Annotated in this window: 13 protein-coding genes; 11 read left to right on the top strand and 2 right to left on the bottom strand. The window is 56.8% G+C overall.

The genetic code is table 11. The features are described 5' to 3' along the window. The first annotated feature begins 8 nt into the window (after positions 1-8). From D7M11_RS07170 to D7M11_RS07145, 6 genes are all read left to right on the top strand, one after another. Positions 9-875: a PstS family phosphate ABC transporter substrate-binding protein gene (locus D7M11_RS07170; RefSeq protein WP_338042481.1), complete on the top strand. Its 867-nt coding sequence runs from the start codon at positions 9-11 to the stop codon at positions 873-875. A 233-nt stretch (positions 876-1,108) separates the two neighbouring features. Beyond that, a complete protein-coding gene (pstC, locus tag D7M11_RS07165; protein WP_120746489.1) occupies positions 1,109-2,038 on the top strand; it encodes a phosphate ABC transporter permease subunit PstC in 930 nt (309 codons plus the stop codon). Then, the gene (gene pstA, locus D7M11_RS07160) at positions 2,035-2,895 is read left to right on the top strand and encodes a phosphate ABC transporter permease PstA (RefSeq protein WP_120746488.1); all 861 of its coding nucleotides are present in this window, start codon (positions 2,035-2,037) and stop codon (positions 2,893-2,895) included. Before pstC ends, pstA begins: the two co-directional genes overlap by 4 nt. 24 nt (positions 2,896-2,919) lie before the next feature. After that, complete coding sequence (pstB, locus tag D7M11_RS07155; RefSeq protein WP_120746487.1) at positions 2,920-3,672, top strand: phosphate ABC transporter ATP-binding protein PstB; 753 nt, start codon at positions 2,920-2,922, stop codon at positions 3,670-3,672. A gap of 20 nt (positions 3,673-3,692) precedes the next feature. Continuing rightward, positions 3,693-4,352, top strand: a complete 660-nt coding sequence (gene phoU, locus D7M11_RS07150) for a phosphate signaling complex protein PhoU (protein WP_120746712.1) — start codon at positions 3,693-3,695, stop codon at positions 4,350-4,352. Positions 4,353-4,384: 32 nt separating this feature from the next. Further along, positions 4,385-6,619 carry a GGDEF domain-containing protein gene (locus D7M11_RS07145; RefSeq protein ID WP_120746486.1) on the top strand — a complete coding sequence of 745 codons (2,235 nt, stop codon included), beginning with the start codon at positions 4,385-4,387 and terminating at the stop codon, positions 6,617-6,619. Between the two features lie 56 nt (positions 6,620-6,675). Here the strand turns inward: D7M11_RS07145 and D7M11_RS07140 are convergent, their stop codons facing one another. Then, complete coding sequence (locus D7M11_RS07140; RefSeq protein ID WP_120746485.1) at positions 6,676-7,428, bottom strand: HAD family hydrolase; 753 nt, start codon at positions 7,426-7,428, stop codon at positions 6,676-6,678. Between the two features lie 113 nt (positions 7,429-7,541). Here D7M11_RS07140 and polA point away from each other — a divergent pair, with 113 nt between their 5' ends. The 5 genes from polA (at position 7,542) to D7M11_RS07115 (ending at position 13,098) form a co-directional block, all read left to right on the top strand. Further along, positions 7,542-10,193: a DNA polymerase I gene (gene polA, locus D7M11_RS07135; RefSeq protein ID WP_120746711.1), complete on the top strand. Its 2,652-nt coding sequence runs from the start codon at positions 7,542-7,544 to the stop codon at positions 10,191-10,193. Between the two features lie 52 nt (positions 10,194-10,245). After that, a complete protein-coding gene (mutM, locus tag D7M11_RS07130) occupies positions 10,246-11,100 on the top strand; it encodes a DNA-formamidopyrimidine glycosylase (protein ID WP_120746484.1) in 855 nt (284 codons plus the stop codon). 104 nt (positions 11,101-11,204) lie between these two features. After that, positions 11,205-11,903: a sporulation membrane protein YtaF gene (gene ytaF, locus D7M11_RS07125; RefSeq protein ID WP_120746483.1), complete on the top strand. Its 699-nt coding sequence runs from the start codon at positions 11,205-11,207 to the stop codon at positions 11,901-11,903. Positions 11,904-11,917: 14 nt separating this feature from the next. After that, positions 11,918-12,514 carry a dephospho-CoA kinase gene (gene coaE / locus D7M11_RS07120; protein ID WP_120746482.1) on the top strand — a complete coding sequence of 199 codons (597 nt, stop codon included), beginning with the start codon at positions 11,918-11,920 and terminating at the stop codon, positions 12,512-12,514. Next, positions 12,511-13,098: a lytic transglycosylase domain-containing protein gene (locus tag D7M11_RS07115; protein WP_120746481.1), complete on the top strand. Its 588-nt coding sequence runs from the start codon at positions 12,511-12,513 to the stop codon at positions 13,096-13,098. Before coaE ends, D7M11_RS07115 begins: the two co-directional genes overlap by 4 nt. 74 nt (positions 13,099-13,172) lie before the next feature. On the opposite strand, the gene D7M11_RS07110 is transcribed toward D7M11_RS07115, so the two are convergent. Then, positions 13,173-13,397, bottom strand: a complete 225-nt coding sequence (locus D7M11_RS07110; RefSeq protein ID WP_120746480.1) for an alpha/beta-type small acid-soluble spore protein — start codon at positions 13,395-13,397, stop codon at positions 13,173-13,175. Positions 13,398-13,539 lie beyond the last annotated feature (142 nt).

Here is a 13,539-nt window from a genome sequence, read left to right as displayed (position 1 = left end):
CTTTTGCAATGGTAGGAATTTTATCGGTGGGGGTACTTGCAGGCTGCGGAGCGAAAGACAATAAAACGAACGCAAGCGGCGGATCGGAGCCGAACAAACCTGCGGCAGCGGCGGAGTTGACGGGAACGGTTTCGGCTTCGGGCTCGACGGCGCTCCAGCCGCTCGTAAGCAAAGCGGCTCAAGATTTCATGGCGAAAAACCCGAAAGTAACGGTTAACGTAACGGGCGGCGGCTCCGGCACGGGCGTGAAAAACGTAGCGGACGGCGTATCGGATATCGGCAACTCCGACGTCGAAGCGGATGCCCAGTATAAGGACAGCCTGAAGGACAACATCGTTGTAATCGCGCCTTTCGCGCTGATCGTCAACAAAGCTAGCGTCGGCATCGACAACCTGACAAAAGCGCAAGCAGCCGACATTTTTATGGGTAAAATTACAAACTGGAAAGACGTGGGCGGCAAGGATCTGAAAATTACGGTCGTACATCGTCCGGACAGCTCCGGCTCCCGCAAGCTCGTGAAGCAAATCGTGCTCGACAACAAAGACTTCACGAAAGACGGCGTAACGCAAGACACGAGCAAAACGGTAGCAGAAGCAGTGGGTTCGACGGAAGGCTCGGTCGGTTACGTTGACGTTCCTTACATCAAAGGCAACGACAAGATCAAGGCGCTGAAGATGGACGGAGTCGAATATTCGGCCGACAACATCAAGAGCGGCAAATACCCGCTGTACGGCATCGAGCATATGTACACGAAGAAGGACAAGGAAAGCCCGGCCGTTAAAGCGTTCATCGAGTTCATCATGAGCAAGGAATTTCTTGGCAAGCCGGAAGTGACCGATCTCGGATTTTTGCCGGCCGACCTGATCAAGAAATAAGGTGTTAATGGCCAAAGGCGTCGTCCCTCAGGGGCGTCGTCTTTTTGCCGTTTTTATGGCTCCTCTCCGCTTAGGATTTGTCTAGGACCGTTTTCCTATGCGCGTGAATCGCGATAAGGCCGAAAGGCACGCTATTTTGTGGGGGAACGTTTTTAACACTGCCTTAACAAAAGATTAATATTGTGAAAACATTCCCCCCCTATCATGGAACGTAGATAGAAGGAGGGGCACTCATGCAGAAATCGATGCAAATGGACGCGGCCGTTCAGCCGGACGCTTTGGACCGCTGGACCCGGCGGCAAAAATGGAAGGACGACGCCATGCGCTGGGTGTTCGTCGGCAGCTCGGTACTCGTCACCTTGATTATTTTCTCGATTATCGGCTTTGTCGGGTATCAAGGCTCGCTGACGTTCCGGGACGTATCGCCGGCTGAATTTTTCTTCTCGACGGATTGGTCGCCGTCATCGGAGCAGCCCCGATATGGCGCTCTCGCCTTTTTGTACAGTACGCTGCTGCTGACACTGCTGTCCGTTGTACTGGCCGTTCCGCTCGCCTTGTCCGGAGCCGTATTCATGGCGAAGATCGCGCCGAAATGGATGCGGGAAATTCTTCGTCCGGCCGCCGATCTGTTCGTCGGCATTCCGTCCGTCGTGTACGGGCTGATCGGGCTTACGATTATCGTACCGGCGCTGGGCAGATGGTTCGGGGGGATCGGGTACGGCATACTGCCGGCGGCGATTATTCTCGCCGTCATGATTTTGCCAACGATCATGTCGATATCCGAGGATACGCTGCGCGCTCTGCCGAAACGGCTGGAGGAAGCGTCGATGGCGCTCGGCGCAACGCGCTGGCAAACGATCTGGAGAGTGCTGCTGCCCGCGGCTAGGTCGGGCATTATGACGGCGATCATTCTCGGGATGGGACGGGCTATCGGCGAAACGATGGCGGTATTCATGGTCATCGGCAACTCGCCGAAAATTCCGAGCTCGCTGCTCGATTCGACAACGGTGCTAACGACGGCCATCGTCAAGGATATGGCCAACACGTTTTACGGCACGGCCTGGAACAACGCGCTTTATTTGATGGCGCTGCTGCTGCTCGTTATCTCGCTTTCACTCATCTTGGGCATCCGCATGTTCGCGAAAAGGAGTGAGCTGAAATGAAGTGGAACAACCTGACGAACCGGCTCGCTACCGTCTATTTCTGGGCGATCGGCATTTCGATTATCGCCATTCTCGCCTGGTTTTTGTATCAGATTTTGGAGCCGGGCCTGCCGCACCTAAGCTGGAAATTCATTACCGGCATGCCGCAGGAGCTGACGGCCGGAGGCGGCGTCGGACCGCATCTGTTCAACTCGTTCTACATTTTGCTGCTGTCGATGCTGTTCTCGCTGCCGATCGGTATCGGAGCCGGCATTTACTTGACGATATACGCGAAGAAAAACAAGTTTACCGACCTAGTGCGCATTTCCGTCGAAGCGTTATCGTCCGTTCCCTCGATCGTATTCGGTTTGTTCGGGGCGCTTATATTCGTCAACTGGATGGGCTGGAAGTTTTCCATCCTTGGCGGCGCGGCGACGCTCGCCCTGCTGAACTTGCCGATTCTCGTGCGGGTAACGGAAGAATCGCTGTCGACCGTGCCTAGCTCGTACTGGTCGGCTAGTCTCGCGCTCGGCTCAACAAGATGGCAGGGCATTCGCCGCGTGCTGCTTCCGGCCGCCATGCCCGGGCTGATTACCGGCATTACGCTCGTAGCCGGACGGGCGCTCGGAGAAACGGCGATTCTGATCTACACGGCCGGAACGAGCGTATCGAGATTTTTTCCCGACTTCGATCCGATGGCGATGGGGGAAACGCTGGCCGTTCATCTGTGGTACGTCGGCGGCAGCTCGCTCGCTCCCGATGCGAAGCAGATTGCGCAGGGCAGCGCGGCGCTGCTGGTTATCGTCGTGCTTGTGTTCAACCTGCTGATTGCGATTCCGAGCCGTATACTCCAGAAGAAGCTGTCGGGTAACAAATAAACGAGAGAGGGAGGTTCGAACCATATGGCGCTCATTCAAATAGAGAAATTGAACTTATATTATTCCGAGTTTCACGCGCTCAAAAACATCCGCATGGATATCCAGGAAAAGTCGATTACGGCTTTCATCGGCCCTTCCGGCTGCGGCAAATCCACGCTGCTGCGGACGCTGAACCGGATGAACGATACGATCAAGGGCGTGCGCATCGAGGGATCGGTTGCAATTTCAGGTAAAAACATATACGAATCGGGCGCGGGCGTCGAGACTTTGCGCAAAAATGTCGGCATGGTGTTCCAGCAGCCGAACCCGTTTCCGAAATCGATTTACGACAACGTGGCCTACGGTCCCCGCATTCACGGAACGACCAGAAAAGCGGAGCTGGACGAGATTGTGGAGAAAAGCTTGCGCTCCGCCGCGCTGTGGGACGAAGTGAAGGACTACTTGAAGAAATCCGCCTACGGCTTGTCCGGCGGACAGCAGCAGCGGCTGTGCATCGCCCGGGCGCTTGCGGTCAGCCCGCAAATATTGCTCATGGACGAGCCGACATCGGCGCTTGATCCGATCTCGACGCTGAAGATCGAGGAACTGATTCAAGAGCTGAAGGATAACTATACGATCGTCATCGTCACGCATAACATGCAGCAGGCGGCTCGCGTCTCCAGTCAAACGGCGTTTTTCCTGAACGGAGAAGTCGTCGAATTTGCGGATACGGTCAAGCTGTTTTCGAATCCGGAAGACCAGCGCACGGAAGATTACATTACCGGCAGATTCGGGTAAATGGGGGACTATTGTCTATGATGACCAAACGGCAAAATTTCGATTTAACGCTCGGCGAGCTGCGCAAGCAGCTGATCGAGATGGGCGGTAAGGTGGAGGAGGCGACCGAGCGCGCCGTTCGGTCGCTGAAGGACGGCAACCTGGAGCTGGCGAAGGAAATTATCGAGAAGGACGCCGAGATTAACGCGATGGAAGAACGGATCGACGATATCGGCACGCAGCTGATCGCTACGCAGCAGCCCGTGGCAAAAGATTTGCGCCGCATCATCATCGCCTTCCGCATGGCGAGCGATCTGGAGCGGATGGCGGACCTCGCGGTCGATATCGCCAAAGTAACGCTTCGCATCGGCGGCGAGCCGCTGATCAAGCCGCTTGTCGATATTCCGCGCATGGCCGAGATTGCCCAGCAGATGACGCGCGACAGCATCGAAGCCTATGTGCAGGAAAATGTCGATCTCGCCTATCGGATGGCGAAAATGGACGACGATGTCGACCATCTGCACAGCCAAATTATGCGGGAGCTGTTCGGATTTATGATCGAGAATCCGAAAACGGTCGGCCAATCGATGCTGCTCTGCTTCGTCAGCCGCTATTTGGAGCGGATGGCCGATCACGCGACGAACATCGGCGAGAGCGTTGTGTACCTGGTCCGAGGCAAACGGCCCGATCTGAACGCCTGATACCGGCACGGCTACGACTATACGGATGAGGGATGGCTATGCTGGGTTTGAACAAGATGGAGCTCGAATGGATTTCGCATAAGCTGGACCAGGGCGTCGCCGGACTTCTCGTGCTGGATATCGCAAGGCTTTACGAGCTGGAGAAAGCGGGCGGCGCTTCGTACGGGCAGCGGATAATCGCTTCCGTCAAGGAAGCGGCCGAGGCCTCCTTGCCGGAATGGCCGAACGTGTTTATGTGCAAAATGGCAGGGGACGATATGTACTTTTTCATCGCTATGGAGCCCGGCGTCCGCGACGCCGGGCTGCACGTCCATGAAACGGGCATGCAGATCAAGCTGCGGCTCGAGCGGCGATTGTCGGACGGACTGGGCGCGGCTGCGCCGGTATTCCGGATGGGGTGTTCGCTGCTGCGGAGCCAGCAGCCGCGGAAGCCGATTGCAACCGTCGTGTACGACGCGGTCAAGCAGGCGCTTCGCGAGATGAAACACGAGCCTGCCGGAGGCGGCTTGGCTGCGCGCGGAGACCGGGGAGAACGGTTTTTGGCGATATTGCAAAATCAGTCTTTATATGCGGTGTACCAGCCGATCGTTTCGCTGGCGGACGGATCGGTGTTCGGCTACGAATCGCTCAGCCGGGGGCCGCAGCATTCCGGCTTCGTCTCGCCGCTCGAGCTGTTCAAATTCGCCGAGGAGGAAGGCTTTCTGTACACGCTCGACCGGCTCGCCCGGGAGAAAGCGATCGCCGGCTGCGGCGAGCTGCGGAAGGAGCAGCGGGTGTTTATCAACGTTCCGGCGCAGGTCATCCACGATCCGCATTTTACTCCCGGACGTACGCTGCGGCTGCTGGAGCGGCGCGGCTTGTCGCCGCACAATGTCGTATTCGAGATCACCGAGCGCAGCTCGATCGAGGATTTTTCCACGGCCAAAAAAATATTGCAGCATTACCGCAGCCAAGGGTATCAGATCGCCATCGACGATGCCGGCGCGGGTTACTCCTCGCTGCAAGCAATAGCCGAGCTGCAGCCCGACTATATTAAAGTCGACCGTTCGCTGATCCGGAACATCCATAAAGATAAAATTAAAGAACATATGCTGGAGACGTTCGTCACGTTCGCGGACAAAATGAATATCCGGATCATCGCTGAAGGGATCGAGCAGGCCGACGAGCTGTACAAGCTGATGCAGATGGGTATCCATTTCGGTCAAGGCTTCCTGCTCGCCAAGCCGTCGCCGAAGCTTAGCGGGCTTGAACCGCGCCAGATCGATCAAATCCGTTTACGCCGGCGATTGCGCGAGGTGGGCGGCTTTCCTCCAGTAGGCACGATTGCGGCGCCGGTTCGCGAGTTCAGCCCGGATACGCCTATATCCGAAGCGGCGCGGTTTTTCAAAGAAAACGAGAACGGACTGGCCGCGGTGGTCGTACAGGACGGCGAACCGGTCGGACTTGTTATGCGGGAAAAGCTGTTTCAGCAGCTGGCCGGGCAGTACGGCATTCCATTGTACTGGAAAAGGCCGATTAAACAACTGATGGACCCCAGCCCCTTGATCGTGGACGAGCATCTGCCGCTCGATCAAGTGTCGCAAATGTCGACGGCGCGCGAAGCAAACAACCTGTACGACTACGTTATCATTACGAGCGCGGGGCGATATGCGGGCGTAGCCTCGGTACGCTCGATACTCGAATCGATTACGAAGGTTCGGGTCGAGCAAGCGCGCATCGCCAATCCGCTAACCGGTTTGCCGGGCAATCTGCAAATTCAGCGCGAGCTGAACATGCGGATCATGGCCGAAAGAAAGTTCTCGGTGATTTATGCGGATCTCGATTTCTTCAAATGGTACAACGACCGTTTCGGATTTCAGAAGGGAGACGAGCTGATCCAGTTTACGGCGGGCATCTTGCTGGAGGCTTGCCGGGGGCGGGGAGAGGCGGACGACTTCGTCGGCCATATCGGCGGTGACGATTTTATCGTGTTGTCGGGAGCGGCGGCCCCGGATAAGCTGTGCGAGGATATTATTCGCCGCTTCGACCAGGGCGTATCCGCCTTCATGGATGCAGACGGACCCGTCAGCGTGTTCGACCGGGAAGGGAATCTGGTCGATGCGGACCGCGTCAATATTTCGCTGTCGCTGATCGTGTGCGAATGCAGCCCGAACATTACGGCCGAGTACATATCGATGACGGCGGCGAAGCTGAAGAAGCGGGCGAAAGCCCATATCGGCAGCGTTTATTACTCCGAGCGGATCGAGCTGGCTCCGGACGCCTTGTAGAGACGCTGTGGCGGAGCGGCGGTTCACCGTCCGCTAAATCACCGCGAACGCGCTCCTCACGTCTCGAACAGCTCCCTCAGCTCCTTGAACCCGGACACGACGGATACATCGGTGCTCCCCGCCCGGACGCCGGTCTTCACTCCTGCTCCCGCACGATTCAGCCATACGGCGTTCATGCCGGCTTTGACTGCTCCCGATATGTCGTTTTTCCACGAATCCCCGACCATGACCGCCTCTCCCGGCCGGACCCCCACAGTCCGGGCCGCCGCTTTAAACATAGCCGGATTCGGCTTGCGGATGCCGCTTTTGTCCGAGGCGAAGAGGCGGTCGCCGGCGATGTAATCGTCCAGCTTCACCCTGGCGAGTACCCGCTCCAGATGCTCCCTGCTTCCATTCGTAATAACTCCTACCTTGTACGTTCCCGCAAGCCCCCCCACCGTTTCAAGCGCCTGAGGGTACAGCACCGCACGGTCGCGCATTTGATGCCGCATTTCGCGAAAAAAAGCGCTGACGAACGTTTCGTTTACTTGAAACGGGTAATGGCGCAGCGCCACCTCCATACATTTTTGTTTCGCCTTCTCCGCAAGCTGCGGTTTGCCGCGCAGGCGGGGCGCCTCCTTTTTCCATTCGGACTTGTACGTCGTAAGCACGTTGTCCGGGTTCCACCTGCCGTCGCCGTCGTCCCAGCGGCCGGCGAAATCGACCAGTACGTGCAGGAAGCAGGCGTCGAACGACACTTTCGGATCGATGAGCGTGTTGTTCATATCAAAAAAAACAGCCTTCGTATTTCGCGGATGAAACCGGCGCATGGGCGGTTCCGCCTCCTTTCTTTTCCTTTATAGGTATGCGTGCACGGGTTGTTCATATGTGGTACCCGTTTATGCTATGATGGAGGGAGGATTTTAGGAATGAGGTGTGGCTTTTGGACAAATTGATCCTGATCGACGGCAACAGCATCGCCAGCCGGGCGTTTTACGCGCTCCCGCTGCTCAGCAATTCCAGCGGACTGCACACGAATGCCGTTTTCGGTTTTACGACGATGCTTCTCAAGCTGATTGAGGAAGAGAAGCCGACGCATTTTCTCGTCGCTTTCGATGCGGGAAAAGTTACGTTCCGGCATGAAGGCTATAAGGAGTACAAAGGCGGCCGGGCCAAAACGCCCCCGGAGCTATCCGAGCAATTCCCGCTGATCCGGGAACTGGTCGAGTCGTTCGGCATTCCCAAATTCGAGCTGCCCGGCTACGAGGCGGACGATATCATCGGTACGATGACGCGTCTTGCCGACGAGAAGGGGCTCAGCGTCGTCGTCGTCAGCGGCGATAAGGATATGCTGCAGCTCGCTTCCGAGCATGTGACGATCGCGCTTACGCGCAAAGGCGTCAGCGAGGTCGACCGGTTCACACCCGAGGCGATACAGGAAAAATACGGGCTCGTCCCGGCCCAGATCATCGATTTGAAAGGCCTGATGGGCGACGCCTCCGATAATATACCGGGCATTCCGGGCGTAGGAGAGAAGACGGCGCTGAAATTTCTGCACGAGTATGGCACCGTCGAGGAAGTGCTGGCAAGAGCGGATGAAATATCCGGCAAAATCAAGGAAAAAATCGTGGAGCACGCGGACGATGCGCGGATGTCGAAGGAGCTTGCGACGATTTACCGCGACGTACCGATGGAGCTTCAGCTGGATGAGCTGAAGTACGACGGCTACGACGGGGGAACGCTCGGGGCGATATTCCGCAAGCTCGAGTTCAAGTCGCTGCTCGAGAAGATGGATTTGTCCGGGGGCGCGGGCTCCGGGGCGGATCAAGAAGCGATCGAGTTCGAAACGGTTACGAGGGCGACCCTCGGCAGCTCCTTCGCGGACCGGCTTCGCGATGTCGAATCGATCCACATCGAGGCGGCCGGCGAAAATCCGCATGTCTCCGAACTGATCGGGTTTGCGCTGCATTCGAAGGACGGCCACAATTGGTTCGTACCGTGGGAGCTGCTGGACTCGCCGGAAGCGGGAGCGCTGCGCGACTGGCTCGCGGACGAGAATGCCGCCAAAACGGTGTACGATACGCATCGCGCCGAGGTGGCGCTTCATTGGAAGGGAATCACGCTTCGCGGCGTGACGTTTGACGTGCTGATTGCCGCTTACCTGCTCGACCCGACCGAATCGACGCATACGCTGGACGAGCTGGCCGGCCGTTACGGGCTGCCTTCGCTGCAATCGGACGATGCCGTGTTCGGCAAAGGGGCGAAGTTTAAGGTGCCCGACGAGAAGACGCTCGGCGAGTTTTTGAGCCGCAAGGCGTCGCTGCTGGCGAAGCTGCGGCCGGTGCTTCAGGGTGAGCTGGAAAAAAGCGAGATGAACCGGCTGTATTACGAGCTGGAATTTCCGCTCGCCGGTGTGCTGGCTTCGATGGAGAAAATGGGCATTCGCGTCAACAGCGACGGACTCCGGCAGCTTGGAGCCGAGCTGGGCAAAAGCATCGATCAGCTTGTGGAAGGGATTTACAAGGGGGCGGGGTCGGAGTTTAATCTGAACTCCCCGAAGCAGCTCGGCGATATTTTGTTCGAGAAGCTCGGTCTGCCTGTGATCAAAAAGACAAAAACCGGCTATTCAACCGATGCCGAGGTGCTGGAGAAGCTGGCTCCGTACCACGATGTAGTTTCGAGCATCCTGATCTACCGTCAGCTCGCCAAGCTCCAGTCGACTTACGTGGAAGGGCTGCTGAAGGAAATTCGTCCGGAGACGGGCAAGGTGCACACATACTACCAGCAGACGATCGCGGCGACGGGGCGGCTCAGCAGCCAGTTCCCGAACCTGCAGAACATCCCGATCCGGCTCGAGGAAGGCCGCAAAATCCGCAAAGTATTCGTCCCGGACGAGCCCCGCTGGCTCATTTTGGCGGCCGACTATTCGCAGATCGAACTTCGGGTGCTGGCGCATATTTCCGGCGACGAGAAGATGAAGGAAGCGTTCCTGAACGATATGGACGTACACACGAAGACAGCGATGGACGTGTTCGGCGTTTCCGCCCAGGAAGTCGACGCGAACATGAGGCGTCAGGCGAAGGCGGTCAACTTCGGCATCGTGTACGGCATCAGCGATTACGGGCTGTCGCAAAACTTGAACATTACGCGTAAGGAAGCGGCGCAGTTTATCGAGCAGTATTTTGCCGTATTCCAAGGCGTGCGCCGCTATATGGACGATATCGTCAAGCAGGCGCGGACGAACGGTTATGTGACGACGCTGCTGCAGCGCAGACGGTACTTGCCGGACATTAACGCCTCCAACTTCAATCTGCGTTCGTTCGCCGAACGGACGGCGATGAACTCGCCGATTCAGGGCACGGCGGCCGATATTATCAAGCTGGCGATGGTGCAGATCTCCAAGCGGATGAAGGATGAGAAGCTGCGCAGCCGCATGCTGTTGCAGGTGCACGACGAACTTGTCTTCGAGGTGCCGGAGGATGAGCTGGAGCTGATGAAACGACTCGTGCCGGAAGTGATGGAAAGCGCGCTTAAGCTCGATGTGCCGCTGAAGGTGGACGTCAATTACGGAGTAAACTGGTACGAAGCGAAATAAGATACGGTTCCATATAGAAAAGAGATAGAGAACTATCGGGAGGGAGCGGACCATGCCGGAATTACCGGAGGTAGAAACGGTACGGCGGACGCTGGAACAGCTTGTGGCGGGTAAAACGATCGAAAGCGTCCGCGTTACATTGCCGCGCATCATTCAGCGTCCCGACGACATCATGGTGTTTTGTGCGATGCTGGAGGGCAGAACGATCCGCTCTGTCGAGAGGCGGGGCAAGTTTTTGCGGCTGCTGCTGGACGAGCTGGTGCTCGTTTCGCATTTGCGGATGGAGGGGCGTTACGGCGTTTATCAGGCGGCCGATCCGGTCGAGAAGCATACGCATGTCGTCTTCGTATTTACCGATCGAACGGAGCTGCGCTACAAGGATGTTCGTCAGTTCGGTACGATGCATTTGTTTCATCCGGGGGAAGATCTGGCGATGCCGCCGCTTAGCAAGCTCGGTTTGGAGCCGCTGGCGGACAATTTCAGCTACGAGCTTTTGAAGGATACGATTGCGGGCAGGCCGACCAAGCTGAAGCCGCTGCTGCTGAATCAGGAATATGTCGCCGGTCTCGGCAATATTTATGTAGACGAGGCGCTGCATAAGGCGGGCCTTCATCCGGAGCGAACAGCCCATTCGCTTACGAAGCGTGAGCTGGCCGCTTTGCACGAGGCGATCGTGTCCACGCTGAAGGAAGCGGTGGAAGCGGGCGGCTCGTCGATCAAATCTTATGTGAACGGCCAAGGCGAGATGGGCATGTTCCAGCAGCAGCTCGCCGTATACGGGCGCAGGGGCGAGGCGTGCCACCGCTGCTCGGAGCCGATCGTGAAGACGGTGCTCGGCGGACGAGGCACTCACTTTTGCCCCAAATGTCAGACGATCAAGAAACCTCGTACCCGTTCGGAATCGTAAAATGGATCGCTGCGGCGTAAGACACCCATTCCTTCACAGCTTCATAGGATGATCGTATCGACGGTCGCCTCCTAAGCGAAGGGGCCTTGAAGAGGAGGGTGTCTATGCCTGTTCTATCATTAGCGTTTTTGGCGCTGGCGGTCAGCATTGACGGCTTCGGCGTAGGCGTTACGTACGGGCTGCGCAAAATCCGGATTCCGTTCGTATCGATTGCTATCATTTCGTTATGCTCGGGAGTCGTTATATTCGCCTCCATGCAGATCGGTGTGCTTATCGCCCGGTTTTTATCTCCTTCGGTTGCTTCGGCCTTCGGAGCCGTCATTCTGATCGCCATCGGGTTATGGGCGATTGCGCAAGTATGGCGGCAGCGCTCGGATGCGCATGCAGGCGAGGGGGAGACAAAGGAGGGAAACACCGGGAACGCCGGAGCTTCCGCACCGGCTGAAGAGAGCAGTCCTATTCGCACGGTGCTGCGCATTGAGATGAGGCGGATCGGACTGGTGATTGAAATTTTGCGCACGCCGTCGCTTGCCGACGTAGACCGTTCGGGCTACATATCCGCTTCGGAAGCGATGCTGCTCGGCGTAGCGTTGTCTCTTGATGCATTCGGGGCCGGTATCGGAGCCGCGTTTATCGGCTTTGCGCCGCTGACTACGGCCGCCGTCATAGCGCTGGCGAGCGGATTGTTCATTGCCACGGGCCTGAAGGTGGGGCTTTCCTTTGCGCATATAAACTGGCTGCAGCGGCTGTCGGTGCTGCCGGGCTGTATACTGATCGTAATGGGGATTATGAAATTAATGTAAAGGGCCGAATGCTCATGAATATCGGACTGACCGGAGGCATCGCCTGCGGGAAAAGCACAGTGGCCGCCATGCTCGTGAAGCGCGGAGCGATTTTGATCGACGCCGATCAAATAGCCAGGGAAGTCGTTCTTCCCGGCGCGCCTGCGCTCGGGCTTGTCGCCGAGCGGTTCGGAGAAGGCGTCCTGATGTTGGACGGCACGCTGAACCGCAAGGCGCTCGGCGAAATCGTATTTCGGGACGCGGCGGCTCGCAAGGATCTGGAGGCGATTTTGCATCCGCGCATTCGCGCCTTGATGCGCGAGCGGATGGAATCGTCTGAGCGAGAGTTTCCCCACAGGCTGGTCGTCGTCGACGTTCCGCTTCTGTTCGAATCGAAGCTGGAGGCGATGTTCGAGGAGACGCTGCTTGTATACATACCGAGAGAGCTGCAGCTGAAGCGGCTGCAAGCGCGCGACGGACTTACGCTTCAGCAGGCGGAGAGCCGGCTGGCGGCGCAAATGCCGATCGAGGCGAAACGGGAATTGGCCGATACCATCATTGACAATAGCGGCGATCTGGCCGCGGCAGAGCAGCAAGTGGCCGAATATTGCAAACGAAAGGGAATGGAATGAGGTTTTTACGCAAAAAGCGTGTATTTGCGCTCCTGTTCGTTTTGTTTGTTTTGTTGTTATTTTACAATTCGGATTGGCTCGGCAAATGGATTTATCCGATCCATTACGAAACGGATATCGCGCTTAGCGCGCAGTCGTACGGCGTCGATCCGCTGCTTGTCGCTTCGATCATCCGGGTGGAAACGAACTTTAACCCGGACAAGCTGTCGAAGAAAGGCGCGATCGGGCTCATGCAGCTCATGCCGGATACGGCGGAATGGATTGTGAAGAAGGCGGGATATGCGGAGGAAACGTCGCAATTACTGCATCGCGCCGATGTTAATATCGAAGTAGGTGCCTGGTATTTAAAATCGTTGTATAATCAATTTGAAAACAATCGTTATGCCGTGCTCGCGGCGTACAACGCGGGACCGGGCAATACCCGCAAATGGCTGGACAACGGTACGTGGGACGGAACGCTCAAAAATATCGGGCAAATTCCGTTCGGCGAAACGAGGCATTACGTGCAGCGCGTGCTCTACTACTATGACAAATACGCCGAGCTGTATGCCGACAAGTTTACCACCGCGCCGTTATCGCGGTAAGCAGGCAAACAAATAAAAGTGCCGGACTCATCTCCGGCAGGAGAAAAGCCCAGCACTTTCCTATCTATCATCGATTAAGCTTGACGGCCGGCGAGTTGTTGCTCAGCGATTTGTACCAGTTTACGGGTGATGTTACCACCGATAGAACCGGCATCGCGAGTAGCCATGTTGCCCATGTAGCCGTCTTGCGGAATCGCAATGCCAAGCTCTTGAGCTACTTCATATTTCAGTTGGTCAAGAGCAGCATTTGCTTGAGGAACAACAAGCGAGTTGCTCGAACGCGATTGTCCTTGTGCCATTTCGTCTCACCTCCTTGTCGATTGTAATTGTATTATGTGCGGAATCGTGCCGTTCATTACAGGGATTGTATGGTAACGCAGCAAAATCTCGGTATACGCTTATGAAGTTAACTTTTGCTCCGCAAAAGTTCGGTACACGCTA

Origin of the sequence: Paenibacillus ginsengarvi, from assembly GCF_003626695.1 — a bacterium.
Taxonomy (GTDB): Bacteria; Bacillota; Bacilli; order Paenibacillales; family NBRC-103111; genus Paenibacillus_AB; species Paenibacillus_AB ginsengarvi.
This window is presented reverse-complemented; position numbering and strand designations above follow the sequence as displayed.

Excerpts from the sequence above, each read along its gene's own strand:
- D7M11_RS07170 (WP_338042481.1), top strand. The coding sequence starts at position 9 with ATGGTAGGAATTTTATCGGTGGGGGTACTTGCAGGCTGCGGAGCGAAA.
- pstC (WP_120746489.1), top strand. The coding sequence starts at position 1,109 with ATGCAGAAATCGATGCAAATGGACGCGGCCGTTCAGCCGGACGCTTTG.
- pstA (WP_120746488.1), top strand. The coding sequence starts at position 2,035 with ATGAAGTGGAACAACCTGACGAACCGGCTCGCTACCGTCTATTTCTGG.
- pstB (WP_120746487.1), top strand. The coding sequence starts at position 2,920 with ATGGCGCTCATTCAAATAGAGAAATTGAACTTATATTATTCCGAGTTT.
- phoU (WP_120746712.1), top strand. The coding sequence starts at position 3,693 with ATGACCAAACGGCAAAATTTCGATTTAACGCTCGGCGAGCTGCGCAAG.
- D7M11_RS07145 (WP_120746486.1), top strand. The coding sequence starts at position 4,385 with ATGGCTATGCTGGGTTTGAACAAGATGGAGCTCGAATGGATTTCGCAT.
- D7M11_RS07140 (WP_120746485.1), bottom strand. The coding sequence starts at position 7,428 with ATGCGCCGGTTTCATCCGCGAAATACGAAGGCTGTTTTTTTTGATATG.
- mutM (WP_120746484.1), top strand. The coding sequence starts at position 10,246 with ATGCCGGAATTACCGGAGGTAGAAACGGTACGGCGGACGCTGGAACAG.
- ytaF (WP_120746483.1), top strand. The coding sequence starts at position 11,205 with ATGCCTGTTCTATCATTAGCGTTTTTGGCGCTGGCGGTCAGCATTGAC.
- coaE (WP_120746482.1), top strand. The coding sequence starts at position 11,918 with ATGAATATCGGACTGACCGGAGGCATCGCCTGCGGGAAAAGCACAGTG.
- D7M11_RS07115 (WP_120746481.1), top strand. The coding sequence starts at position 12,511 with ATGAGGTTTTTACGCAAAAAGCGTGTATTTGCGCTCCTGTTCGTTTTG.
- D7M11_RS07110 (WP_120746480.1), bottom strand. The coding sequence starts at position 13,397 with ATGGCACAAGGACAATCGCGTTCGAGCAACTCGCTTGTTGTTCCTCAA.